The 24,821-nt window shown below is 67.2% G+C and carries 21 protein-coding genes; 11 read left to right on the forward strand and 10 right to left on the reverse strand.

Features of this window, described 5'->3' with window-relative positions; all coding sequences use genetic code 11:
* Positions 1-63 precede the first annotated feature (63 nt).
* The 4 genes from metF to P0Y43_RS24935 all read left to right on the forward strand — a co-directional run bounded on the left by metF (position 64) and on the right by P0Y43_RS24935 (position 5,071).
* The gene (metF, locus tag P0Y43_RS24920) at positions 64-909 is read left to right on the forward strand and encodes a methylenetetrahydrofolate reductase [NAD(P)H] (RefSeq protein ID WP_275639910.1); all 846 of its coding nucleotides are present in this window, start codon (positions 64-66) and stop codon (positions 907-909) included.
* A gap of 91 nt (positions 910-1,000) precedes the next feature.
* Positions 1,001-2,056 (forward strand): hypothetical protein, encoded by a 1,056-nt coding sequence (locus P0Y43_RS24925; RefSeq protein ID WP_275639911.1) that lies wholly within the window; start codon positions 1,001-1,003, stop codon positions 2,054-2,056.
* Positions 2,057-2,119: 63 nt separating this feature from the next.
* Positions 2,120-2,908 (forward strand): substrate-binding periplasmic protein, encoded by a 789-nt coding sequence (locus P0Y43_RS24930; RefSeq protein ID WP_275639912.1) that lies wholly within the window; start codon positions 2,120-2,122, stop codon positions 2,906-2,908.
* 219 nt (positions 2,909-3,127) lie between these two features.
* On the forward strand, positions 3,128-5,071 hold the full coding sequence (locus P0Y43_RS24935; RefSeq protein ID WP_275639913.1) for a DEAD/DEAH box helicase: 1,944 nt from the start codon (positions 3,128-3,130) through the stop codon (positions 5,069-5,071).
* Positions 5,072-5,204: 133 nt separating this feature from the next.
* Here P0Y43_RS24935 and P0Y43_RS24940 read toward each other — a convergent pair whose 3' ends face one another.
* From P0Y43_RS24940 to P0Y43_RS24950, 3 genes are all read right to left on the reverse strand, one after another.
* Complete coding sequence (locus P0Y43_RS24940; protein ID WP_275639914.1) at positions 5,205-5,783, reverse strand: YceI family protein; 579 nt, start codon at positions 5,781-5,783, stop codon at positions 5,205-5,207.
* Between the two features lie 34 nt (positions 5,784-5,817).
* Positions 5,818-6,369, reverse strand: a complete 552-nt coding sequence (locus P0Y43_RS24945) for a cytochrome b (RefSeq protein ID WP_275639915.1) — start codon at positions 6,367-6,369, stop codon at positions 5,818-5,820.
* Positions 6,370-6,645: 276 nt separating this feature from the next.
* Complete coding sequence (locus tag P0Y43_RS24950) at positions 6,646-8,496, reverse strand: flavin monoamine oxidase family protein (protein ID WP_275639916.1); 1,851 nt, start codon at positions 8,494-8,496, stop codon at positions 6,646-6,648.
* Positions 8,497-8,823: 327 nt separating this feature from the next.
* On the opposite strand from P0Y43_RS24950, the gene P0Y43_RS24955 reads away from it, so the two are divergent.
* Both P0Y43_RS24955 and P0Y43_RS24960 read left to right on the forward strand, forming a co-directional pair.
* On the forward strand, positions 8,824-10,230 hold the full coding sequence (locus P0Y43_RS24955) for an adenosylmethionine--8-amino-7-oxononanoate transaminase (RefSeq protein ID WP_275639917.1): 1,407 nt from the start codon (positions 8,824-8,826) through the stop codon (positions 10,228-10,230).
* A 64-nt stretch (positions 10,231-10,294) separates the two neighbouring features.
* A complete protein-coding gene (locus tag P0Y43_RS24960; RefSeq protein ID WP_275639918.1) occupies positions 10,295-11,014 on the forward strand; it encodes a 16S rRNA (uracil(1498)-N(3))-methyltransferase in 720 nt (239 codons plus the stop codon).
* Here the strand turns inward: P0Y43_RS24960 and trhA are convergent.
* From trhA to P0Y43_RS24995, 7 genes are all read right to left on the reverse strand, one after another.
* Positions 11,011-11,628 (reverse strand): PAQR family membrane homeostasis protein TrhA, encoded by a 618-nt coding sequence (gene trhA / locus P0Y43_RS24965; RefSeq protein WP_275639919.1) that lies wholly within the window; start codon positions 11,626-11,628, stop codon positions 11,011-11,013. The genes P0Y43_RS24960 and trhA overlap by 4 nt on opposite strands.
* 92 nt (positions 11,629-11,720) lie before the next feature.
* Positions 11,721-12,194, reverse strand: coding sequence for a chemotaxis protein CheW (locus P0Y43_RS24970; RefSeq protein WP_275639920.1), 474 nt, complete (start codon positions 12,192-12,194; stop codon positions 11,721-11,723).
* A complete protein-coding gene (locus P0Y43_RS24975) occupies positions 12,187-17,475 on the reverse strand; it encodes an Hpt domain-containing protein (RefSeq protein WP_275639921.1) in 5,289 nt (1,762 codons plus the stop codon). The genes P0Y43_RS24970 and P0Y43_RS24975 overlap by 8 nt, the downstream gene beginning before the upstream one ends.
* Positions 17,476-17,485: 10 nt before the next feature.
* A complete protein-coding gene (locus P0Y43_RS24980) occupies positions 17,486-19,525 on the reverse strand; it encodes a methyl-accepting chemotaxis protein (RefSeq protein ID WP_430540287.1) in 2,040 nt (679 codons plus the stop codon).
* A gap of 33 nt (positions 19,526-19,558) precedes the next feature.
* The gene (locus tag P0Y43_RS24985) at positions 19,559-20,113 is read right to left on the reverse strand and encodes a chemotaxis protein CheW (RefSeq protein WP_275639923.1); all 555 of its coding nucleotides are present in this window, start codon (positions 20,111-20,113) and stop codon (positions 19,559-19,561) included.
* Complete coding sequence (gene pilH, locus P0Y43_RS24990) at positions 20,110-20,475, reverse strand: twitching motility response regulator PilH (RefSeq protein ID WP_275639924.1); 366 nt, start codon at positions 20,473-20,475, stop codon at positions 20,110-20,112. Before pilH ends, P0Y43_RS24985 begins: the two co-directional genes overlap by 4 nt.
* 46 nt (positions 20,476-20,521) lie before the next feature.
* Entirely contained in the window at positions 20,522-20,923 is a 402-nt protein-coding gene (locus P0Y43_RS24995; protein WP_275639925.1) for a response regulator, read from the reverse strand.
* Positions 20,924-21,165: 242 nt separating this feature from the next.
* Here P0Y43_RS24995 and gshB point away from each other — a divergent pair, with 242 nt between their 5' ends.
* From gshB to pyrR, 5 genes are all read left to right on the forward strand, one after another.
* Positions 21,166-22,119, forward strand: coding sequence for a glutathione synthase (gshB, locus tag P0Y43_RS25000; RefSeq protein WP_275639926.1), 954 nt, complete (start codon positions 21,166-21,168; stop codon positions 22,117-22,119).
* Positions 22,120-22,267: 148 nt separating this feature from the next.
* A complete protein-coding gene (locus tag P0Y43_RS25005) occupies positions 22,268-23,167 on the forward strand; it encodes an energy transducer TonB (RefSeq protein ID WP_275639927.1) in 900 nt (299 codons plus the stop codon).
* 93 nt (positions 23,168-23,260) lie between these two features.
* Positions 23,261-23,830 carry a YqgE/AlgH family protein gene (locus P0Y43_RS25010; RefSeq protein ID WP_275639928.1) on the forward strand — a complete coding sequence of 190 codons (570 nt, stop codon included), beginning with the start codon at positions 23,261-23,263 and terminating at the stop codon, positions 23,828-23,830.
* Positions 23,830-24,255, forward strand: coding sequence for a Holliday junction resolvase RuvX (gene ruvX, locus P0Y43_RS25015; RefSeq protein WP_166885897.1), 426 nt, complete (start codon positions 23,830-23,832; stop codon positions 24,253-24,255). Before P0Y43_RS25010 ends, ruvX begins: the two co-directional genes overlap by 1 nt.
* Before the next feature lie 46 nt (positions 24,256-24,301).
* Complete coding sequence (pyrR, locus tag P0Y43_RS25020) at positions 24,302-24,820, forward strand: bifunctional pyr operon transcriptional regulator/uracil phosphoribosyltransferase PyrR (protein ID WP_275639929.1); 519 nt, start codon at positions 24,302-24,304, stop codon at positions 24,818-24,820.
* Position 24,821 lies beyond the last annotated feature (1 nt).

A 24,821-nucleotide genomic window follows, 5' to 3' on the forward strand; every position in this document is an offset into this window, starting at 1 on the left:
CCATCACCGATCTGGCTTTTACTTGCAGCTTGAAGCTTGAGGCTTGGAGCTGAGGAGCCAACGATGTCCCAGGAACGCCGCTACAGTTTCGAGTTCTTCCCCACCAAGACCGACGCCGGCCATGAAAAGCTGATGGCCGTCGCCCGCCAGTTGGCCACCTACAACCCCGACTTCTTCTCCTGCACCTACGGCGCCGGCGGCTCGACCCGCGACCGCACGCTGAACACCGTGCTGCAGCTGGAAAGCGAGGCCAAGGTCGCCGCCGCGCCGCACCTGTCGTGCGTCGGTGACACCAAGGCAGAGCTGCGGGCGCTGATCGACCAGTACAAGGCTGCCGGCATCAAGCGCATCGTCGCCCTGCGTGGCGACCTGCCGTCGGGCATGGGCATGGCAAGCGGCGAGTTGCGCCACGCCAGCGACCTGGTCGAGTTCATCCGCCAGGAAAGCGGTGACCACTTCCACCTGGAAGTCGCCGCCTACCCGGAGATGCATCCGCAGGCACGCAACTTCGAGGACGACCTGGCCAACTTCGTGCACAAGGTCAAGGCCGGTGCGGACAGCGCCATCACCCAGTACTTCTTCAACGCCGACAGCTACTTCTACTTCGTCGAGCGCGTGCAGAAGCTGGGCGTGGATATCCCGGTGGTGCCCGGCATCATGCCGATCACCAACTACAGCAAACTGGCGCGTTTCTCCGACGCCTGCGGCGCCGAGATCCCACGCTGGATCCGCAAACAGCTGGAAGCCTACGCCGACGACGCCGCGAGCATCCAGGCCTTCGGCGAGGAGGTGATCTCCCGTATGTGCGACGAGCTGCTGCAAGGCGGCGCACCGGGTCTGCACTTCTATACGCTGAACCAAGCCGAACCGAGCCTGGCGATCTGGAACAACCTCAAGCTGCCACGCTGAAACAATTCGGTAAAAACTGTTTAAGAAATGATTAAGGCTTCAATTGTAAATTGAGGCCTTGTTCATTCAGCAATCCACAGGCCTCGCTGCGATGTCCTCGCCCCACACCCCGCAACTCGTCTACCTGGCCTTCGGCCCGGCCACGTACCACCAGGAAGCCTGCTTCAGTATCGTCAGCGCCCTGACCCACCTGCCACCCGGTCAGGCCCTGGACATTCAGGTCCACACCGACAACCCCGCGCCCTACACCGGGCTGCCGGTCAGCGTGCACCACCTCGACGAAGCCACCCGCCAGGCCTGGAACCAGCCCCATGGCTATCACTTTCGCAGCAAGCACGTGCTATTGCGCCAAGTGCTCACCCAACACGCCAGGGCGGTGCTGATCGACACCGACACCTTTTTCCGCACCTCGCCCCTGGCGCTGTTCGACCGCGTCGGGCCAGGCCGGCTGCTGTGCAATGCCTTCGGTGCGCGCTACGGTGAAAACCAGCAGTGCCCGTTGTACAAGAACCTGCTGCCGCTCTTGCAGGCCCGCGGCCTGGCCGACAGCCAGATGCCGCTGCTCAACTCCGGGGTAATCGGCCTCGACGCCCAGGATGCCGCCACGCTCGACCACTCCATCGCCTTGATGGACGAGCTGCACCCATTGGCCCCCGAGGCCTACACGCTCGAAGAGTTCTGCCTGGCGATAGCCGCCTATCGCAGGCTGGAGGTCGCGGCGTGTACCGACGTCATCCATCACTACTGGAGCCGCAAGGCGCAATTTCGCGCCAAGATCCAGGCCTGGCTGCGCAAACATGGCGACGACCCGTTGGGCGATGCCGCACGGGCCGACGTCGTCCTGGTCAACGACCGGTTGCCGCGTCCACCCGCCTTGCAGCGTCTCGGCTACAAAGCCATGAGCCTGACGCTGCCGAGCCACCAGCGCCAGTTCGCCCGCGAACTGTTGTACGGCTGCTACGCCTACCCCAACGAGTTCGACCGGGCCTGTGCGCCCGCCTGGTGGGACAAGGCCCTGGAGAACTTCCACGCACGCAGTGGCCAGTTGAACGCCGAACAGCTGCGTGCCTTCCTGCGCCAGCCAGGCCTGCGCCTGACCCTGGGCACCCGTTGCGATGAAATCGAGGCACACTTGCTGCGGCGCTGAGCCTCCGGCCAGTGACATCGCGCCCCACTGGCCATCATTCGCCCGACGGCGTACCCTCGCGCCATGCCCGAATTCCCTCGTCGCCTCTGCCTCCTGCTGCTCGCCTGCCTGAGCCCGCTGGCCCAGGCAGAGCGCTTGCGCCTGGTCAGTGATGACTGGGCCCCCTACCTTTACCAGTTCCATGGCCGACCCGCCGGCATCGACTACGAAGTCACCACCGAGGTGTTCAAGCGCCTGGGCATCGAGGTGGACTGGGAATTCCTGCCCTGGAAGCGGTGTTTGGCGATGGCCGAGCAAGGGCTGGCCGACGGGGTGATGGACATCTTCCAGCTCGACTCGCGCAAGCCCTACCTGGCCTACCCGGACGAGCCCATGTCGACGGTGGAGTTCGTGCTGTTCCAGACCACCATCCGCCGCCACGCCGTGGAGCGTCTGGAAGACCTCGCCGGCCTGACCGTCGGCACCTCGCCCGGCTACGCCTACGGCAGCGGTTTCAACGACTCGCCGCTGTTCCGCCGCGAGGCGGCCCCCACCCACGAGGCGAATTTCGGCAAGCTGGTGCTGGGCCGTATCGACCTGCTGATCACCGACCGCCGCGTGGGCCGCTACCTGCGCCAGCATCTGGGGTTGGAAAGCCAAGTCGAGGAGCTGCCACTGGTGATCAGCCGCCAGGCCCAGTACCTGGGCCTGGCGCGCAAACCAGGTCGCGAACAACTGGCCGCGCAGTTCTCCGAAACCCTGCGACGTTTCAAGCAGGAGCCGGCTTTCGCGGCGATCAGCGCCCGCTACGAGGATGGCAACGGCGAATTTCCTGCCGCCGTTGAGCAGCAGGAGCGCGGCACGCCGCAATAGCTCTGTTATACTCGGGCCTTCCCGCCCGGCTCACGCCCGGACGCTCGGCCTCGCAACCGGCATCTCGACCCGCAGCGACGCACCTCTGGTGCCCGCCTGCAGCCTCCAGGATGCGCAGTGGAAGCCCAGCTGGACCGGACGCGATCGCATCCCTCCGATGCCCGTCGCGCCAGGCAGAACACCCCACAGGGCCCAGCCCCCACGAGAACAGGATTGCCCATGTCCTTTGCTTCCCTCGGTCTCTCCGAGGCTCTTGTCCGCGCTATCGAGGCAGCGGGCTATACCCAGCCGACCCCTGTGCAACAGCGGGCCATTCCCGCCGTGTTGCAAGGCCGTGACCTGATGGTTGCCGCCCAGACGGGTACCGGTAAGACCGGCGGCTTCGCCTTGCCAATCCTCGAGCGCCTGTTCCCCGGCGGCCACCCCGACAAGTCCCAGCGCCACGGCCCGCGCCAGCCGCGCGTGCTGGTGCTGACCCCGACCCGCGAGCTGGCGGCCCAGGTGCACGACAGCTTCAAGGTCTATGCCCGTGACCTGCACTTCATCAGCGCCTGCATCTTCGGCGGCGTCGGCATGAACCCGCAGGTGCAGGCCATGGCCAAGGGCGTCGACGTGCTGGTGGCCTGCCCTGGTCGCCTGCTGGACCTCGCCGGCCAAGGCAGCGTCGACCTGTCCAAGGTCGAGATCCTGGTGCTCGACGAAGCCGACCGCATGCTCGACATGGGCTTCATCCACGACGTCAAGAAAGTCCTCGCGCGCCTGCCGGCCAAGCGCCAGAACCTGCTGTTCTCGGCGACCTTCTCCAAGGACATCACCGACCTCGCCGACAAGCTGTTGCATAACCCCGAGCGCATCGAGGTCACGCCGCCGAACACCACCGTCGAGCGTATCGAACAGCGTGTCTACCGCCTGGCCGCCAGCCACAAGCGCGCCTTGCTGGCGCACCTGATCACCTTGGGCGCCTGGGAACAGGTGCTGGTGTTCACCCGTACCAAGCACGGCGCCAACCGCCTGGCCGAGTACCTGGAAAAGCACGGCCTGACCGCCGCCGCGATCCACGGCAACAAGAGCCAGAACGCCCGCACCAAGGCCCTGGCCGACTTCAAGGCCAACAGCGTGCGCGTCCTGGTCGCCACCGACATCGCCGCCCGCGGCCTGGACATCGACCAACTGCCCCACGTGGTCAACTTCGAGTTGCCCAACGTCGAGGAAGACTACGTGCACCGTATCGGCCGCACCGGCCGTGCAGGTCGCTCGGGCGAGGCCATCTCGCTGGTGGCGCCGGACGAAGAGAAGCTGCTCAAGAGCATCGAGCGCGTCACCCGGCAGAAAATCCCCGATGGCGACCTGATGGGCTTCGACGCCTCGCAAGTCGAAGCCGAGAAGCCGGAGGTGCGTGAGCGCCAGCAGAACAACGGCCGTGACGGTCGCAACCAGCAGCAGCGCGCCGAAGGCGGTAAGGACGGCGGTGGCCGCAAGGACAAGGGCAAGGACAAAGGCAAGGCCAAGCAGCAGGCGGCCGACAAGCCGGCCGACGGCGAGAAGGCCGGCGACAAGGCGCAAAAGCCCAAGCAGCAACAGCCGAACAAGCAGCGCGAGCGCAAACCACGCCAGCAGCAGGCCGCGCAAGGCCAGGGCGGCGTCCCGCAGGCCCCTGCCAACCGTGATCCGGAAGAGTTCCTGGACGACGACGTCGACAACTTCGGCAACCGCGCCGACTACGTCAGCCCGTACCAGAATGCCAAGGGCCAGGGCCGTAATCGCCGCCCAGGCGCCAACGGCGGCGGTGGCCAGAACCAAGGCCAGCGCAACGGCGCCGGTCAAGGCCAGGGTCGCGGCAACGGCGGTGGCCAGCGTCAGGGCCAAGGCCAAGGCCAAGGCCAGGGTCAAGGTTCCGGCGAGAAGCGTGCGCGTAACAACGGTGGCGCCAGCAACGGTGGCGGTCGCCGCGACGGCAATGCCGGCCGTGGTCGCACCAATGGCCGTGACGACAGCGCTCGCCAGGAACCGGCGGTGCGCAACCCGCGTGAAGCGCAGCAGCAGCCGGTGATCATCCGCAAGGAATCCAAGCTCGACCGTTACCCGACGCCCGAGCAACTGGATGACCTGCCAAGCCGCCCACGCGGCGAGCGCCCGGCCCTGCTGACCCGCAAGGGTTCGTAAGCCCCGCGCCAACGAAAACGCCGCCCAATCGGGCGGCGTTTTCGTTGGCATTGCGTGATATTCATCGCGGGGCAAGCACGCGCCTACAGGTGCTGCGCTACACCGCCAGCCTTCGCCGGCGGCGCCCCCTGCATCACTTCTGCTTCACACCTTCCAGGCTGATATCCAGGTCCAGGGTCTGCGAAGTCGGGCCTGGGCCCTTGATGCCGAAATCATTCAGGTTCAGCGTGGTCTTGGCGTTGAAACCTGCGCGCTCACCGCCCCATGGGTCCTTGCCCTCACCGTTGAACACGGCCTTGAAAGTGACCGGCTTGGTCACGCCATGCAGGGTCAGGTCGCCGGTCACGTCGGCGGTCTTGTCACCGGTGGACTTGACGCTGGTGGAGACGAACTTGGCGTCCGGGTACTTCTTCACGTCGAGGAAGTCGGCGCTGGCGATGTGCTTGTCACGCTCGGCGTGGTTCGACCACAGGCTGGCGGTCTTCAGGTCGACATTGATCTTGCTGGCTTCAGGCTTGGCGCTGTCCCAGGTGAAGTTGCCGTCGAAGTCCTTGAAGGTACCGTGGATGAAGCTGTAGCCCAGGTGGCTGATCTTCCAGTCGACGAAGGCGTGCTGGCCTTCCTTGTCGATCTTGTATTCGGCAGCCATGGCCTGGCCGGCGGAAATCAGAGCGGTACCGAGCGCCAGAGCGGCAAAAGTCTTTTTCAACATCGTTACTTCCTTCCTTTGCAATTGAGGTTGAGAGTCAAGCTTTGCGGCCCAGCATGCGGGTGAGGGTCGCGTCACGGTCGATGAAATGGTGCTTGAGCGCTGCCAGGGCATGCAGGCCGGCGAAAATCACCAACCCCCATGCCAGGTAGAGGTGAATGACCCCGGCGGTATCGGCCTGGTCAGGCAGGTTGCTGACCAGCGCCGGCACTTCGAACAAGTCGAAGACCGGGATGCCGACACCGTCGGCGGTGGAGATCAGGTAACCGGCGCCCATCACCGCGAACAGGCCCAGGTACAGCGCCAGGTGACCGAGTTTGGCAGCCCCACGGGTCAAAGGGCCATGGTTGGCGGGTGCCGGTGGGGGTGGGCTGACGAAGCGCCAGATCACCCGCAACGACATGGCAGCCAGCAGTACCAGGCCGATGCTCTTGTGCAGGTCGGGGCCAGCCTTGCGCCAGGGGTCGTAGTAGTCGAGGCCGACCATCCACAGGCCCAGGGCGAACAAACCGAACACTGCCAAGGCCACGCCCCAGTGCAGGATGATGCTGATCAAACCGTAGCGGGAAGCTGAGTTGCGAAGTTGCATGGTGGCGTGTTTCCCCGTGAAAGCCGAGCACAAGATTAACGCTTAAAAGATCGAATAAAAGACTAAAAATCCGCTTTGGATCATCAGAAAAATCGATACTTTATTCTGCTAGGGCGCTATTAAGGAAACATTAACGATAGACAAGAGGGAAGTATTTGCCAGAGATGCCTCATCGCCGGGCAAGCACGCGCCTACAGATTCACCGCCGTCCTTGAGACTACGGGGTACCTGTAGGCGCGGGCCTGCCCCAATGAGGCCAGGGCAGGCGCTAAAGCATCAACCGGCCTTGGCTTGTGCGTTGGCCGCCGGTTTCTTGGCAGGCTCGGCCTTTTTCGCCGGCGCCGGTTTCTGCGCTTGCTTGGCCGCCGGCTTGTGCGCCGCGGCAGGTTTGGCCGGTGCGGCCTTCACGGACGCGGCCTTGGCCGGTTCTTCCTTGACCACCGGCGCTGGCGCAGGCGCAGCGGCTGGCGCGGGTGCCGGAGCCACCGCCGGTGCCGGCTCTTCGGTCTTGGCCACTGGCTCGAGCTTGGCCGGCGTCTTGTCGTCACTGCCGAACATCCGCGAGAAGAAGCCCGGTTTGTCCTGCTTGGCGTCCTCCACTTTCACCGGCTCGGACTTGGCGGGTGCCTTATCGGAAGCGCCGCCGAACATATTGGAGAAGAACCCGCCTTTGTCTTTCCCTGCCACCGCTCCCGCAGCCGCGCCAGCCGCTGCTGCGGCGACCGGTGCCGCCTTGGCCGGATCGAACGACTTGCCGGCCGCCAGGTCCTGCACCTGGCTGGCCGCACGCTGGCCACTGCGCAGGGCGCCTTCCAGGGTGCCGGGGTACAGCGCGTCGGTGTGCTCGCCGGCGAAGGCGATACGCTGCACCGGGCGCTCCCACAGGCGCCAGTACTTGCTGATCTGCCCTGGGCCATAGGCCAAGTAGGCCCCGCCGGTTCCAGCGTCGGTACTGTAGCGCTTGACCTCGTAGCCAGTGAACGCGCCCCGGGCTTGCGGGTAGAAGGCGTGCAGGCGAATCAGCACCTGGTCGACCATCTGCTTGTCGCCGAACGCCTGCAGCAGGCGGGCGTTGTCGCCAGACAGGTTGATCACCACGTTGGCCCCGCCCTTGAGCGCGGGCTCGATCCACAGCATGCCCAGGCCGGTGTTGCTGAAGATCTCGCCCGACATGCGCGAACGGCTCTCCCATACCGGGCTCTTGAACTTGAGCATCAGCTGGTCGCGCCAGCCGTAGTTGGTGCCCTTGAGCGCCGCCAGGTGCTGGCTGTCCAGCCCCGGGGTCATCTGGATCTTGGCCAGCGCGCGCAACGGCACGGCCAGCACCAGGTAATCGGCCTGGTAGCCGACGGTGCCGACCTTCACGGTCACGCCGTCCTTGTCCTGGACGACGGCCGATACTGGCGAGTTGGTCTTGATGGTCTTGAGCTGCTTGACGAACGCCTGGGCCAGTACCGGGCTGCCGCCGGGCAGGCGCGCGGCGCGCAGGTCGCGGTCGCCGACGCCGCGATAGACGCGGTTCTGCTGAGCGAAGTAGAGCAGCGACAGGCGCGACGGCTCGTCGTAGCGGGTGCGGATCTGCTGGTTGACCAGCTGGCGTGCGGTGGCGGGCAGTTGCAGCTTGTCGAGCCAGGTGGAGACGTTCATCTGGTCGAGGGCGAACAGCGTGCTGTTGGCCGCCGGGTTGAGCGGGTCGTCGATCGAGCGGGCGAGGTCGTCGAGGGTCTTCTCGTAGCGTTTGATCGCCTCGGCGGTGGCCGGTTGCTTGGTGGCCAGGTCGGTGGCGCTGAAGTATTCGCCGTCGATCAGGTAGCCGGGGGTGCGCACGAACTCCGGCGCGGGCAGTGTTTCCAGCTTGAAACGCTCCAGGTACTGGGTCAGCACGGGCTGGGTCTTGCCGTTACCGATCCATTCGCTGGTGGCCAGGCCCGAACGGCCACCCATGCCCGCCTTGGCTTCCAGCAGGGTGACCTGCCAACCCTTGGCTTGCAGTTCATAAGCCGCGGTGAGACCGGCCAGGCCGCCACCCACCACGATTGCCGTAGGTGTCTTGTCCTTGGCCAGCGCGGCGCCGCTGGACACACCAATCAATACCAACGCGCACAGGCGCACCCAAGCAGCAGCCATGTCGGCGAACTCCGGAAAGAGGGATGGAAACGAGGGGAAGGAATACCCCGGGAAGATGCGTTAAGAATACGTCAGGTCTGGGGGCGCTGCCAGCACAGGGCTATCAAGTGCCTCGTCGGGTTAGATTTTTTTGTTGTAGCGGATGGCCCTATCGCGGGGCAGGCCTGCGCCCACGGGCACCCCGCAGGTTCCGAAAGCCGTGGGCACCTGTGGGCGCGGGCTCGCCCCAATAGGGCCGGTACAGAAAAACAGGGAAGGTTGTCCCAACCGGTGGCTTTGCTTAGGCTTGTGCCGTCCTACATGCCACACCCCCAGGAGACGGTGCCCATGGGCCTCAATCAACAGTGGATGCAACGCGACCTCAAGGTCCTGTGGCACCCCTGCACGCAGATGAAAGACCACGAGCAGCTGCCGCTGATCCCGATAAAGCGCGGCGAAGGTGTGTGGCTGGAAGATTTCGACGGCAAGCGCTACCTCGACGCGGTCAGTTCCTGGTGGGTCAACGTGTTCGGCCACGCCAACCCGCGCATCAACCAGCGCATCAAGGACCAGGTCGACCAGCTGGAGCACGTGATCCTCGCCGGCTTCAGCCATCAGCCGGTGATCGAGCTGTCCGAACGCCTGGTGGCCATGACCCCGGCCGGCCTGGACCGGGTGTTCTACGCCGACAACGGCTCGTCGTGCATCGAAGTGGCGCTGAAGATGAGCTTCCACTACTGGCAGAACAAGGGCCAGCCGCAGAAGAAGCGCTTCGTCACCCTGACCAACAGCTACCACGGCGAAACCATCGCGGCGATGTCGGTGGGCGATGTGCCGCTGTTCACCGAGACCTACAAGGCGCTGCTGCTCGACACGATCAAGGTGCCGAGCCCCGACTGCTACCTGCGCCCGGACGGCATGGGCTGGGAAGAGCACTCCCGCAACCTGTTCGCCGCCATGGAACAGACCCTGGCCGAGCATCACGCCAGCGTCGCCGCAGTGATCGTCGAGCCGCTGATCCAGGGCGCGGGCGGCATGCGCATGTACCACCCGGTGTACCTCAAGCTGCTGCGCGAGGCCTGCGACCGCTATGGCGTGCACCTGATCCACGACGAGATCGCCGTGGGCTTCGGCCGCACCGGCACGATGTTCGCCTGCGAGCAGGCCGGCATCCGCCCGGACTTCCTCTGCCTGTCCAAGGCCCTGACCGGCGGTTACCTGCCGCTGGCCGCGTGCCTGACCACCGACGATGTGTACCAGGCGTTCTACGACGACTACCCGACCCTGCGCGCCTTCCTCCATTCGCACAGCTACACCGGCAACCCGCTGGCCTGTGCCGCCGCGCTGGCGACCTTGGACATCTTCGCCGAGGACAACGTGATCGAGGCCAACAAGGCCTTGTCGGTGCGCATGGCCAGCGCCACCGCGCACCTGGTCGAGCACCCGCACGTGGCCGAGGTGCGCCAGACCGGCATGGCCCTGGCCATCGAGATGGTCCAGGACAAGGCCGGCAAGGTCGCCTACCCCTGGCAGGAGCGACGCGGCCTGAAGGTGTTCGAGCACGCCCTGACCCGTGGCGCGCTGCTGCGGCCGTTGGGCAGCGTGGTGTACTTCCTGCCGCCTTACGTGATCACCCCGGAGCAGATCGACTTCCTTGCCGAGGTGGCCAGCGAAGGCATCGACATCGCCACGCGTGGCAGCGTCAGCGTGGCCGTGCCGGCCGACTTCCACCCCGACTTCCGCGACCCGGGCTGAGCCTCAAGCCCTCCGAAGCCCGCCCCCACAGGGGCCACGTCCACCCTTTACCCCGAGCTGAACCATGCGCCTGTCCCGCTTCTTCATCGACGCCCCCCTCGCCCTCGGCGAACACGACCTCCCCGAGGCCCAGGCCCACTACATCGGCCGTGTGCTGCGCATGAGCGCCGGCGACGCCGTGCAGCTGTTCGACGGCAGCGGCCAGGAGTACCTCGGCCAGTTGCTGGAGGTCGGCAAAAAGACCGTGCGCGTGGCCCTCGACCAGGCCTTGCCCGGCCAGGCCGAATCGCCGCTGCATCTCCATCTGGGCCAGGGCCTGTCGCGCGGCGAGCGCATGGACTGGGCGATCCAGAAGGCCACCGAGCTTGGCGTCGGCGAAATCACACCGATCGTGAGCGAACGTTGTGAAGTACGCCTGAAAGATGAGCGTGCCGACAAGCGCCTGGCCCACTGGCGCCAAGTGGCGATCAGCGCCTGCGAGCAGTGCGGCCGCTCGAGCGTGCCGCTGATCCACCCGCCGGTGACGCTGGCCGAATGGCTCAAGAGCGCCGAAGCCGACCTCAAGCTGGTGCTGCACCCGGTAGCCGAACCGCTGACGAGCCACGCAAAGCCCGCCCGCCTGGCCTTCCTGATCGGCCCCGAGGGCGGCCTGAGCGATGCCGAAGTGGAGCAGGCCAAGGCCAGCGGCTTCCACGCCGCCCGCCTCGGCCCGCGCGTGCTGCGCACCGAAACCGCGCCGGTGGTGGCATTGGCGGTGGCGCAACAGCTATGGGGCGATTTCTAACGCACGTAGAAGAACACCGCCACGAAGTGCATCAGGCTGCCGGCAATCACGAACAGGTGCCAGATGCCATGCCAGTGGCGGAAGCGGCTGTCGAAGGCGAAGAAAATGATTCCGACGGTGTAGAACACCCCGCCGGCCGCCAACCAGGCGAAGCCAGCGGCGCCGAGGCTGGCGAGCAGCGGCTGGACCGCCACCAGGACGATCCAGCCCATCAGCGCGTAGATGATGATCGACAGGATGCGCGCCTCGGAGCGCGGCTTGATCTCCTGCAACATGCCCACCAGCGCCAACCCCCAGACGATGCCGAACAGGCTCCAACCCCAGGGCCCACGCAGGGTGACGAGGCAGAACGGCGTGTAGCTGCCGGCGATCAGCAGGTAGATCGACAGGTGGTCGAGCTTGCGCATGATCACCTTCGCCCGCCCACGGGTGCTGTGGTAGAGGGTGGAGATGCTGTAGAGCAGCAGCAAGGTAAAGCCGTAGATGGAGAAGCTGACGATCTTCCAGGGGTCGCCCTGCAAGCCCGCGACGACGATCAGCCAGATCGCGCCGATGCAGGCCAGTACCGCGCCCACCAGGTGGGTCCAGGCATTGAAGCGTTCACCGTAGTACATGCAGGCATGGACCTCCTGAAGGCCAGTGGGTTCCTGATGGGGCGGCGGTGTCTGCCTCGCGCGGCAAGCCCGCGTCTTTGAAGAACACCCGCCTACCCGGCAACGGATTGCAAATCCGCGTCACGCACCAACCGCTCCAACCCCGCCAGGTCCGGCACCCGCGCCACCAACTCACCGACCTGCACCGCCGCCAACTCCAGCGCCCCCAACGGCACATCCACGTAGTTGAGCTGGCTGTCGAGCTTGCACGAACGCGGAATCCCCTGCAGCAACACCGCCAGATAACGCAGCCCGGTATCCCCCAGGGCATTGAGCACCACCACCCGTGCCCGCTCACCGCAGGGCGTTTCGCCGCCACAGGCAGCCTCGAAACCGATCAGCGGCAAGCGCTGCTGGCGCCAGTCGATCCAGCCCATGTGCCACAACGGCTCGAACGACTCGCACACGAACCGACGCTCACCGATCAGTTCAGCCACGGCGACGTTGGGCAACACCAGGGTCCGGTCGCCCAGGGGCAGCAGCAGCCCGGTCAGGCTGCTGCGCTGGCCGGCGATATATTCAAGCATGGGGCTGGCTCCAGTGGGCGATGCTCTGCAACAGGACCGACTCCTGGTACGGCTTGCCCAGGTAGTCGTTGACGCCGATGGCCATGGCCCGGTCGCGGTGTTTCTGCCCGGTGCGCGAGGTGATCATGATGATCGGCAGGTCGTGCAGGCGCTCGTCGCGACGCACGCGGGTGGCGACTTCGAAGCCGTCCATGCGTGGCATCTCGATGTCCAGCAACAGCACGTCGGGGCGGTGCTCCTGCAACAAAGCCATGGCGTCGACGCCGTCCTTGGCGGTCAGCACGCTCATGCCATGGCGCTCCAGCAGGCGGCTGGTGACCTTGCGCACGGTGACCGAGTCGTCCACCACCATCACCAACAGCGCACGCCGTGGCGCCGGGCCGAACAGCGTGCGCGGCGTGCCCGCATCGATCGGCAGGCGCGCCAGGCGGCGCTGCTGGCCACGCAGTTGGCCGAGCAGGTCGAGAATCAGCACCACCCGGCCATCCCCCAGCAACGTCGCCCCGGACAACCCCGGCACTGCGGCGAACTGCGGCCCCAGGCTCTTGACCACGATCTCGCGGCTCGGCGACAGGCTGTCGGCCTGGATGGCGAACGACTGCTCCTGGGCATGCACCAGCAGCACCGGCAGCGGCACGCTCTGCCCCAGCAGGCTGGGCCGGGCGACGTCCTGCAGCAGCTCGCCGAGGTAGCGCAGGTCGTACTCGTGGCCGCCATAGCGGTAGCGCGGCGGGTCGAGCTGGTAGCAGGCGTCGAGCTCGGCCGGCGGCACACGCACGATGCCCTCGATGGTGTTCAGCGGAATCGCGTACTGCTCCTCGCCCAGGTGCACGATCAGCGCGCGGTTCACCGACACGGTGAACGGCAAGCGAATCAGGAAGCGCGCGCCCTTGCCCGGGCTCGACTCGATGCTCATCGCCCCGCCCAGTTGCTTGACCTCCTCGTGCACCACGTCCATGCCCAGGCCGCGCCCGGAAATCTGGGTGATCTTCTCCGCCGTGGAGAACCCGGGCCGGAGGATGAACTGCAGGATCTCGTGGTCGCTCAACTGCGCCTGCGGCGCCAGCAGGCCACGCTTGATGGCCTTGTCGCGTACCGCCTCCAGTGGCACGCCGGCACCGTCGTCACTCATCTCGATGACGATGTCGGCACCTTCGTGCAGCAGGTTCAAGTGAATGGTGCCCTGCTCCGGCTTGCCCGCCGCCAGGCGCACCTCGCGGCTTTCCAGGCCGTGGTCGACGGCGTTGCGCAGCATGTGTTCCAGCGGCGCGACCATGCGTTCGAGGACGCTGCGGTCCAGTTCGCCCTCGGCGTTGCCGACCACCAGCTCGACCTGCTTGCCCAGTTCGCTGGCGACCTGGCGCACCACCCGTTGCAGGCGCGGCACCAGGCGCTCGAACGGCACCATCAGGGTGGCGGTCAGGCCCTCCTGCAACTGGCTGTTCACCCGCGCCTGCTGCTGTAGCAGGCTGTGCGCCTCCTGGGCGCGCTGGCTGAGGGTTTCCTTGAGGTCGAGCAGGTCGGAGGCGGACTCGAACAGCGCCCGGGACAGCTGCTGCAACAGCGAGTGGCGGTCCATCTCCAGCGGGTCGAAGTCATCGTAGGCATCACCCTCGGCCTGCCAGCGGCTGGCCAGCCGGCCCTGGGTCTCGGTGTCCAGGCGCAGCAACTGGTCGCGCATGCGCTCCAGGGTGGTTTCCATTTCGTTCAGGGCGAACTGCGCATCGTTGACCTGTTGCTCGATGCGACCGCGGATGATCGCGTGCTCGCTCGCCAGGTTGCCCAGGTCGTCGAGCAGTTCGGCATCGACCTTGACCATGTCGCCTGGCGCGCGCTCGGGCGCGGCAGCCGGGGCCTCGGCGGGCGCGGCCTCGTTCGTCACCTGGGCCGCGGCACTGTCGGTCAGGGCGGCGCTGGAGAAGTTGCGGATGTAGTCGATCAGCGCCGTGGCGGCATGCAATGGCTGGCCCAGGCGCACGGCGTCGAGCATGTGCGCCAGGCGGTCGTGGCAGTTCTGCAGCAGGCTGAACAGCGCCGGGGTCGGCGGCAGGCGCCCGGCGGCCAGCAGTTCGTAGAGGAATTCCAGTTCGTGGGCCAGGTCGCCGATAGCGGCGATCTCGACCATGCGCGCGCCGCCCTTGAGCGTGTGCAGGTCGCGCAGCAGGTTCTCCACCTCGACGCTGCTGCGCGGGTCGGCCTGCCAGCGCGCCAGGGCGGCGCCGGCGCTTTCGACGATGTCCGAGCTTTCCTCGAGGAAGACTTCCAGCAGTTCCTTGTCCGCCGGCGCCTCGGCGTCCTCACCGACCGGCTCCGGGCGCTGCGGCGCAGGCGGCGCGTGGCGCAGGTCGCGCAGCTCGCCAAGCAGCGCCACTGCCGAGCGCGGCACCTGGCCCTGTCGCAGGCTGTCGAGCATCGCACCCAGCGCCGCGTGGCTGCGTTGCAGCAGGTCGAGCAGCGCCGCGCTGGCGCCCAGGCGGCGGTCCACCAAAGCTTCGTAGAACAGCCCAAGCTCCTGGGCAAGCACTTCGATGGCACCGATCGCGGCCATCTGCGCGCCGCCCTTGAGGGTCTGCACATCGTGTTGCAGGGCCGACAGCGCCGAGGCGTTGTCGGGGTCGTGCCGCCATAGGGCCAGGGCCTGGTCGGCGCTGTCGAGGATGTCGCCGGCCTCTTCGAGGAACAGTTGCACGACCGCTGCTTCCGGCATGTCCGTCGGCGCCGCCAACGGCGTCACCCCGTCGTCGCCCACGTGGCCCAGGGCGCTGGGCGCCAGCGCGCCGTCGAGCAGGCCACGCAGGGCGGCCAGGCATTCCGGGCGCGGGGTCACTTCCTGGCCGGCGGCGATCTCGTCGAGCATATCGATCAGCGCTTCATGGGCCTGCTGGGCCAGGGTAAAGAAGCGCGCCTCAGCCACCAGGCTGCCCTCCTCCACCGCGCCGTACAGGTCGAGCAGCGCCTCGCAGACTTCGTCGACCTGCCACAGGTCGGCCTGGTGCGCGCTGTGGCCGAGGGTGGTCAGCTCGTCGAGCAGCGCGTCCAGTTCATGGCGCTCGCGCGGGTGCTCCTGCCAACGCGACAGCAGCGACTCGGCATCGAGCAGGATGTCCATGCCCTGGGCCAGGAAGCTGGCGATCAACTGCGGGTCGCGGCGGGTGCGGCGGCTGTGTTGCGGGGCGTCGCGCAGCACGGCCAGGCGGGCGTCCACTGCGTCGCCGACCTGCTCGATGAGCGAGGTGGCGCCGGGGATCGGCGCCAGCGGCGTGCTGTCGAGCTGCGCCAGGCCCAGGTGGAACAGCGAGCGTGCAGCCTCCAGCCATTCGAGGTCGGCCACCTGCAAGGGCAATTGGTGCGCCTTGCACTCCCGCGCCAGCCGGTCGAGGGCGGTGGCCAGCTCGGCCACCGGCATCACCCCGGCCATCGCGGCGCTGCCCTTGAGCGTGTGCAGGGCGCGTTGCAAGCTGTCGCTGACCGCGGTGTCCTGGCCAGCAGCGTCTTGCAGGAAGGCCTCGAGACTGGCCAGATGGCCTTGGGCCTCGTTGCGGAAGATCTCCAGCAACTGCGGGTCGAGGCCGTCGGTTTCGGCGACCGCAGGCGCATCGTTCAGCGCCAGGGCATGCAGGTGGCTGGCCAACTGCTCGACCTGGGCCAGGCGCGGCATCTGCCCGACGGCGAAATCGGCGAGCAGGTCGGGCAGGTGCACGAACACCTGCTGCAAGGCCACCTGCGCCTCGCCCGACAGGCTGATGCGCCCTTCCAGCACGCGGTTGAGCACGTGCTCGGCGCCCCAGGCCAGCTCGGCCACGCCCTGGGCGTGGACCATGCGCCCGCTGCCCTTGAGCGTGTGCAGCGCCCGGCGCAGTTCCACCAGCGCCTCGCGCAACTGGTTGTCGGCGCGCCAGCGCAGCCAGTGGCGCTCGATCTCCGGCAACAGCTCACCGGCTTCCTCGAGGAACACCTCGCGCAGTTCGTCGTCGATGCCGTCGTCCAGCGTGTTGTCCTCGGCCGGCCCCTGGCTGCACGGCACGCCGAGGGCGGCGAGGCTGGCGCAGGCCATGTCCAGGAACCGCTGGGCGTCGGCCAACGGGTCGGCCACGCGCCATTGCAGGTAGCACTCGGCAGCGCTCAGGGCGTCGGCCAGGTGGGTCAGGTCGTCCGTCGGCGGTTCGTCGTCCAGGTGCGCCAGCCAGCCCTGCACATAACCGGCGCTGGCGCCGAACACTTCGGCAGCGGCCGGCAGCATCAACATCGCCAGGGCGCCCCGCACCTGCTGCAACAGGCCCGGCAGCGGCTGTAGGCGCTGGCGCGGCCAGCCGGACTCCAGGCAATCGCCGATCAGGTCCTTGGCCTGCTGCAACACCGACAACGACTCGTTCAGCACCAACTGGCGGATGTCCGCCAACTCGCCGCCGGGCAGGCTGCCTTGAAGGATTTCCTCCAGCGGCCCGACCATGCCATTGAGGGTCGCCTCGACGTACAACAGGGCCCCGGCGACGTCCATCAGCACCGCGTCGTCCACCTCGCGCTCGCCCTGGGCCAGGGCCTGGAGGGCCAGCACCTGGTCGATGATCACCCGGCGCGGCTGCTGGAAGCCCAGCACCGCCAGGGTGTCGGCGACATGCCGCAGCGGCGCCACCAGGGCGTCCAGTTGCTCGCCCTGGTCGCGGTCACCTCGCACGAACTGGTCGAGGCGCTCCTTGATCCGCACCAGGTCATCGCACAGGGCCATCACCACCGAGCGCAGGGCATCGCGGCCCTGCCCGGCCTGCAGTTGGTCGCGCCAGTTGCCCAGCGACAGGTCGAGGTTGGCCAAGTCCGCCGCACCCGCCAGGCGCTGCGCCGCCTCGCCCATCAAGCTGCCCTGGGCCAACGGTTCGGCGCCGCGACAGCCACGCAGCTGGTTGAGCAGCGGCAGCACCACCAGTGGCAGGTCGTGGCGCGCGCCGCGCAGGCGCTCGAGGTACGGCGGCAATTGCTCCAGGCCACGGAACAACGCGCCCAGGCAGTCGCCGCGGGGGCTGACCTGACCGTCGGCCATGGCCCGCCCGAGCAGTTCCAGCTCCTCGGCCAGGCGCGCCGCGCCGCGCAGTTCTAGCATGCGCAGGCAGCCGTGCACCTGGTGCAGGTTGTCGATGAAGTATTCCAGCAGGCTCGGGTCGTCGGTCTCCCCGGTGAAGCGCTCCAGGGCCTGGCGCGCCTGGCCCAGGCAGTCGAGGATGGCCGCCTTGGTCCAGGCCAGGGCGACCGTGTCGTGACGCTCAGGGCTCACTGCGGTGACGGCCATCAGGCGCTCCTCAACGCCGCGCCGCGGCAGGCGGCAGGGTGAAGCCGGAGACCGAGCGGCGCATCTCGCTGGCCATCCTGGCCAGGTGGCGGATGCTGTCGGCAGTGGCGCCGGAGCCGGCGGAGGTCTGCGCGGTGATCTGCTGGATCACCGCCATGGTGTGGGAAATCTGCCCAGCCGACGACGTTTGCAACTGGGCGGCGTCGGAGATGCTGTGGATCAGCTCGGCGAGGTTCTGCGAAACGCCCTCGATCTCCGCCAGGGCTACCCCGGCATCCTGCGCCAGGCGCGCGCCGCGCACCACCTCGGCGGTGGTCTGCTCCATGGAGATCACCGCCTCGTTGGTGTCGGCCTGGATGGTGCGCACCAGCGCCTCGATTTGTCGGGTGGCCGACGACGAACGCTCGGCCAGGCGCTGCACCTCGTCGGCGACCACGGCAAAGCCGCGCCCGGCCTCGCCCGCCAGCGAGGCCTGGATCGCCGCGTTGAGGGCGAGGATGTTGGTCTGGTCGGCAATGTCGTCGATCAGGCTGACGATGTCGCCGATCTCCTGGGAGGACTCGCCAAGACGTTTGATCCGTTTGGCGGTGTCCTGGATCTGCTCGCGGATGTTGTCCATGCCATGGATGGTGTTGTGCACCACCTCGTTGCCCTTGTTGGCGATGGCCACCGAGCGCTCGGCGACCTTGGCCGACTCGTAGGCGTGGGCCGACACCCGGTCGATCGACTCGACCATGTCGCCCACCGCCAGCGACGCTTCGCTGATCTGGTCGGCCTGGTGCTCGGAGGCCTTGGCCAGCTGGCGCGCAGTGTTCTGCGTGTCCTGCACGGCGGCGGCGACCTGCTCGGCGCTGTGGATGATGGTCGCCACCAGGTCGCGCAGTTGGTCGACGGAATAGTTGATCGAGTCGGCGATGGCGCCGGTGAAGTCCTCGGTGACCGACACGGTGACGGTCAGGTCGCCGTCGGCCAGCTCTTCGATTTCATCGAGCAGGCGCATGATCGCCTGCTGGTTGCGCTCGTTCTTCTCGGCGGTCTCGCGCAGTTGGCGGTGGGTGGCGCGCACCATCACCAGGCCGATGAGGATGATCGAGGCCAGCGCCAGCAGGCCCAGGGCATAGCCGCCGACAGTGTCGAGGGTGCGCCCGCCGGCCAGGTTCTCGAAACCGTTGGCCAGGTGCGAAGCCTCGTCGAGCAGAGTCTGCGACAGGCTGAAGATGTTGCCGGCGGCCTCGCGCACACGCAGCAGCTCCGGCGAGGTTTCGAGGATCTCGTCCACGGAGCCGGAAACGAACTGGAACAGTTCGGCGATTTCCGCCAGCCGCGCGCGGGCATCGGGGTCTTCGACGCGGGTCACCTGGATCGCCGGGTTGCCGCCGAGCATGCCTTCGAGCACCTGGCCGAAGCGGCTGGCATCGCGGCCGAAGGCGTCGGCGGCCTGCACCGAGCTCTCGTCGCCGGCGAGCACGGTGTTGACCGAACCGAGGATGCGCTCGGCCAGCAGCAACTGGCGCTGGGCAACCGCCACCTGGTTGGCCGGGGCGCCGCTCTGCAACAGGATCTCCACCACCTTTTCGTACTCGACCTGCAACTGCGGCACGGTCTCGGCGAGGGTCGCCGCCACCTGATGCAGCGACAGCACAGTCTGCTCGCTGGCGAGGATCGTGTCGGTGTTCTTGCGCAGGTTCTCCCAGTCCTGGCGCACCGCGTCCATCTCGTCGCGGACCATGGCGGGCGCCGGTGGCAGGCCGGTGGCCTTGTCACCTTCACGCAGGTACTTCCAACGCCGCTCGAAGTCGTTGCGCGCATCCGACAGCAGCTTGAATGCCAGGGCCTTGCCGGCGGCGGCCTCGGTGGCGTTCTTGGCGATGCGCTGGGACAGCACGCGCAGCTCGCCGGCGTGGCCGATGTACTGCTTGTCGTAGTTGGCCTGGGTGTTGAGGTAGGCGAAATTGGCGAACAGCAGGATGATCGACAGGATCAGCACCACGAACAGCACGGTGATCTGCGCGGTACTGCGCGGGCGCTGGGCCACGGCGGCGGGGGCGATGGGTGCGGCGGGGTTGTTCACGGGCGGGATCCTCTACAACGCCACATCGAGAAAGCCGGGCGCCTGGGCCAGGGCGAACGGGCTGAAGATCGCCCAGTTGCGTTCACGGGGGAAATGCCCCTGGACAAAAGGCGCCGCGGCGCGGATCAACGGCTGCGGCGGTGACAGCTCGAGGCTGCTCAAGGTGAAGTGTTGCAGGCCCAGCACTTCGTCCACCAGTAGCCCGGCGAACAGGTCCTCGTGGTCCAGCACCAGCACCCGGCGCTGCTTGCCCGGCGCGGCCGGGCCGAGGCCGAAGAAGGTCGACAGGTCCATCACCGGCAGCAGCCGCCCACGCACGTTGGCCACCCCGCGCACCCAGTGCTGCACGCCCGGCACGCGGCTGCTGCGCGGTTCGCGCAGCACCTCGGCGACTTCGCCCATGGGGGCCACGAACCATTGCCCGGCGATGCGAAAACCAATGCCGCTCCACTGTTGCAGGCGCGTGTCCTGGGGCGGCTGGTCGGCCACCAGCAGGCGGCAACGACGGTCGATGTCCAGCAACAGCTCGAAGGCGGTCAGCGACGCGCCCTGGGGCCGGGTGGTCAAGCGCCCAGCACTTCGTCGAGCTTGCGGATCAGCGCCTGCTCTTCCACCGGCTTGGTGAGGAAGTCCCGCGCGCCCTGGCGCTGGGCCCAGATGCGGTCGGTCTCCTGGTCCTTGGTGGTGACCACGATCACCGGGATGGCGCTGGTCTCAGGGTCCTTGCTCAACTGGCGAGTGGCCTGGAAGCCGTTCATGCCAGGCATGACGATGTCCATCAGCACCGCGTCGGGCTTCTCCTGGCGGGCCAGGGCCACGCCATCGGCGCCGTTGTCGGCCTTGAGCACCTGGTGGCCGTGCTTTTCCAGCCACTCGGTCAATCTGTACATCTCGGTCGGCGAATCGTCGACAATCAGAACTCGGGCCATGCTGTTTCCCCAAATTAAGGAAAGGACGCCGCCAGGGCGGGCGGTGTCAGGGTGCGTGTTGTTCCTGCGCGGCGAACCCCGGTACGTGCACCCGGATCGCATCGAGCAGTTCTTCCTTGCTGAACGGTTTGGTGAGGAACTGGTCGGAGCCGACCACCCGCCCGCGGGCCTTGTCGAACAGGCCGTCGCGCGAGGACAGCAGGATCACCGGGGTGTCCTTGAAGGCGCTGTTCTGCTTGATCACGGCGCAGGTCTGGTAGCCGTCCAGGCGCGGCATCAGCACATCGACGAAGATGATCCGCGGCTTGTGGTCGACGATCTTGGCCAGGGCGTCGAAGCCGTCGCTGGCGGTGATCACCTCGCAGCCCACCTCGCCGAGCAACATCTGGGCGGTGCGGCGGATCGTGCGGGAGTCGTCGATCACCATCACCTTCAGGGGTTGTTCCATAGATGCCTTCCAGTGGGGGGGCGAGCCTCAAGCGTCGAGCTTCGAACTTCAAGAAAAAGCGAGTCGGCGGGGACATGCCTTGGCTTGCCGCTTGCAGCTCATAGCTTGCAGCTGCTTTTTTAGCACAGTCCGGGAAGGCATTCCATCCGCCCCACCCCTTGACCACGCGCGTTCGCGGCGCCACCCTGAGCCACTTTTCTTTCGTGCCATCGCGCCCTTGCGGCGCCAAGAGGAATTACCCCATGAGCGTTCGCCTCGGGATTGTCATGGACCCCATCGCGTCCATTTCCTACAAGAAGGACAGCTCGCTGGCCATGCTGCTGGCGGCCCAGGAGCGCGGCTGGAGCCTGTTCTACATGGAGCAGCGCGACCTCTACCTGGGCGTCGGCCAGGCCCGCGCGCGGATGCGCCCGCTGAAGGTGTTCGCCGACCCGGCGCGCTGGTTCGAGCTGGGCGACGAGCAAGACACCCCGCTGGCCGAGCTGGACGTGGTTCTGATGCGCAAGGACCCGCCCTTCGACATGGAGTTCGTCTACAGCACCTACCTGCTGGAGCAGGCCGAGCGTGAAGGCGTGCTGGTGGTCAACAAGCCGCAGAGCCTGCGCGACTGCAACGAGAAGCTGTTCGCCACGCAGTTCCCGCAGTGCATGGCGCCGACCCTGGTCAGCCGCCGCGCCGATATCCTGCGCGAATTCGCCGCCACCCATGGCGACGTGATCCTCAAGCCGCTGGACGGCATGGGCGGCGCCTCGGTGTTCCGCCACCGCCAGGGCGACCCGAACCTCTCGGTGATCCTCGAGACCCTGACCCAGCATGGCAACCAGCAGATCATGGCGCAGGCCTTCCTGCCGGAAATCAAGGACGGCGACAAGCGCATCCTGATGATCGACGGCGAGCCGGTGCCGTACTGCCTGGCGCGTATTCCGGCCAGCGGCGAGACCCGTGGCAACCTGGCCGCGGGTGGGCGTGGCGAGGCGCGCCCGCTGACCGAACGCGACCGCTGGATCGCCGCCCAGGTCGGCCCGAGCCTGCGCGAGAAGGGCCTGCTGTTCGTTGGCCTGGACGTGATCGGCGACTACCTCACCGAAATCAACGTCACCAGCCCGACCTGCATCCGCGAGATCGACGCCGCCTACAACACCGGCATCGGCGGGCAATTGATGGATGCCATTGATCGCAAGCTCAAGGCGCGCTGACCACGGACGCGGAGCAAAACCGTGGAGTGGGGTATGATGACCCGCTGCAAGCCGCAAGCTGCAAGCCGCGAGAAAAAGCAGGCAGGTGCCGAACCGCTGCCACTCCAAGCTTGCTGCTTGTAGCTCGAAGCTGACCTCTGGATACCCGATGACGCTGCCCGCCGACATCCCCGCCGACTTGCTGCCACCGCGCGTTCGCCCGGTGGACCGGCTCGGCTTTACCCTGTTCCTGGCCGCCCTGGTGCACCTGGCGCTGATCCTCGGCGTGGGCTTCACCCTCACCAAACCGGCCGAAATCCGCCAGACCCTGGACATCACCCTGGCCACCTTCAAGAGCGAGAAACCGCCCGAGAAGGCCGACTTCCAGGCCCAGGCCGACCAGCAGGGCAGCGGCACCCTGGACAAGAAGGCAGTGCCTGCCACCACCGAGGTGGCGCCGTTCCAGGACAGCAAGATCAACAAGGTCACCCCGCCGCCCGCCGCCCGCCCGGAAACCCCACCGGCGCCGGCCAAGTCGGTGGTCACCACCCAGGCGCCGAAGCCGCAGAAAGTCGCGCCCCAGCCCAAGGAAACCAAGGCCCAGCCCAAGCCCCCGGCGGCGGTGCCGGATTTCGACAGTTCGCAATTGTCGAGCCAGATCGCCAGCCTGGAGGCCGAGCTGTCCAACGAGCAGCAGCTGTACGCCAAGCGCCCGCGCATCCACCGCCTGAACGCCGCCTCGACCATGCGCGACAAGGGCGCCTGGTACAAGGAGGAGTGGCGCAAGAAGGTCGAGCGGGTCGGCAACCTCAACTACCCCGAGGAGGCACGGCGCCAGCAGATCTACGGCAACCTGCGGATGCTGGTGTCGATCAACCGCGACGGCTCGCTGTATGAAGTGCTGGTGCTGGAGTCGTCCGGCCAGCCGGTGCTCGACCAGGCGGCCCAGCGCATCGTGCGCCTGGCGGCGCCGTTCGCGCCGTTCACTGGCGACCTGGCGGAGTTCGACCGGCTGGAGATCATCCGCACCTGGCGCTTCGCCCGTGGGGACCGGTTGTCGAGCAATTGATCGGCGCGGGCTGTGCCGGCCCCATCGCGGGGCCGCTACGGGCACAGCACAGCCAGCTTGTCAGCCTCGCCACCTGACGCCACACTATCACCCATGAAAACCCTCGCCCCCAGCTACCTCAAGCATCAGTTCCTGATCGCCATGCCACACATGGCCGACCCGAACTTTGCCCAGACCCTCACCTACATCGTCGAGCACAACGCCAACGGCGCCATGGGCCTGGTGGTCAACCGCCCGCAGGAGCTGAACCTGGCCGATATCCTCGAACAGCTGCGCCCCGACGACGAGCCGCCGGCCAGCACCCTGCACGTGCCGATCTACCAGGGCGGCCCGGTGCAGACCGACCGAGGCTTCGTGCTGCACTCCAGCGAGCGCAGCTACCAGGCCACCGTCGAGCTGGAGGGGCTGTCGCTGTCCACCTCCCAGGACGTGCTGTTCGCCATCGCCGACGGCAGCGGCCCGCAAAAGAGCCTGATCACCCTCGGCTACGCCGGCTGGGAAGCCGGCCAGCTGGAAGCGGAGCTGGCCGACAACGCCTGGCTCAACTGCCCGTTCGACCCCGAGATCATCTTCGGCCTGGCCAGCGACCTGCGCCTTGAAGCCGCCGCCGCCAGCCTGGGCATCAACCTCAGCCTGCTGACCAGCCAGGCGGGTCACGCCTGATGGCCGAGTTGCGCCTGCTGCTGGGCTTCGACTACGGCACCCGGCAGATCGGCGTCGCCGTCGGCCAGGTGATCACCGGCCAGGCCCGCGAGCTGTGCACGCTGAAGGCGCAGAACGGCGTGCCGGACTGGAGCCAGGTCGAGAAGTTGATCAAGGAATGGAAACCCGACGCCATCGTCGTCGGCCTGCCGCTGAACATGGACGGCACGCCCAGCGAGATGAGCGAACGCGCCGAGAAGTTCGCCCGGCGCCTGCACGGCCGCTACAACCTGCCGGTACACACCCACGACGAACGCCTGACCACCTTCGAAGCCAAGGGCGAGCAGATGGCCCGTGGCGGCCGCCATGGCAGCTACCGCGACAACCCGGTCGACGCCATCGCCGCAGCCCTGCTGCTGCAAGGCTGGCTGGAGGCCAATACCTGATCACCCGCTTTGCCGCCGGCCTGATCGGCGCCCCAAGGAGCACGCAATGAGCCTACCCAACCCCGCCGACCTGATCCGGCAGATGGCCGTCGACCTACGCGCCCACCTGGTGCGCCGCAACATCGCCGAGCCGCGCTTCATCGGCATTCGCACCGGTGGCGTGTGGGTCGCCCAAGCCCTGCAACAGGAACTGAGCGACGCCAGCCCGCTGGGCACCCTGGACGTTTCCTTCTACCGCGACGACTTCAGCCAGAACGGCCTGCACCCGCAGGTGCGCCCGTCCGAGCTGCCCTTCGAGATCGAGGGCCAGCATCTGGTGCTGGTGGACGACGTGCTGATGAGCGGTCGCACCATACGCGCCGCGCTCAACGAGCTGTTCGACTACGGCCGCCCGGCCAGCGTGACCCTGGTGTGCCTGCTCGACCTGGATGCCGGCGAACTGCCGATCCGCCCGAACGTGCTCGGCGCGACCCTGTCGCTGGCCCCCCACGAACGGGTAAAATTGACCGGACCCACGCCGCTCGCCCTCGAGCGTCAGGACCTCGCCCCCGCATCCGCCCTTTAAG

This window comes from Pseudomonas entomophila, from assembly GCF_029193575.1.
Lineage (GTDB): Bacteria > Pseudomonadota > Gammaproteobacteria > Pseudomonadales > Pseudomonadaceae > Aquipseudomonas > Aquipseudomonas entomophila_G.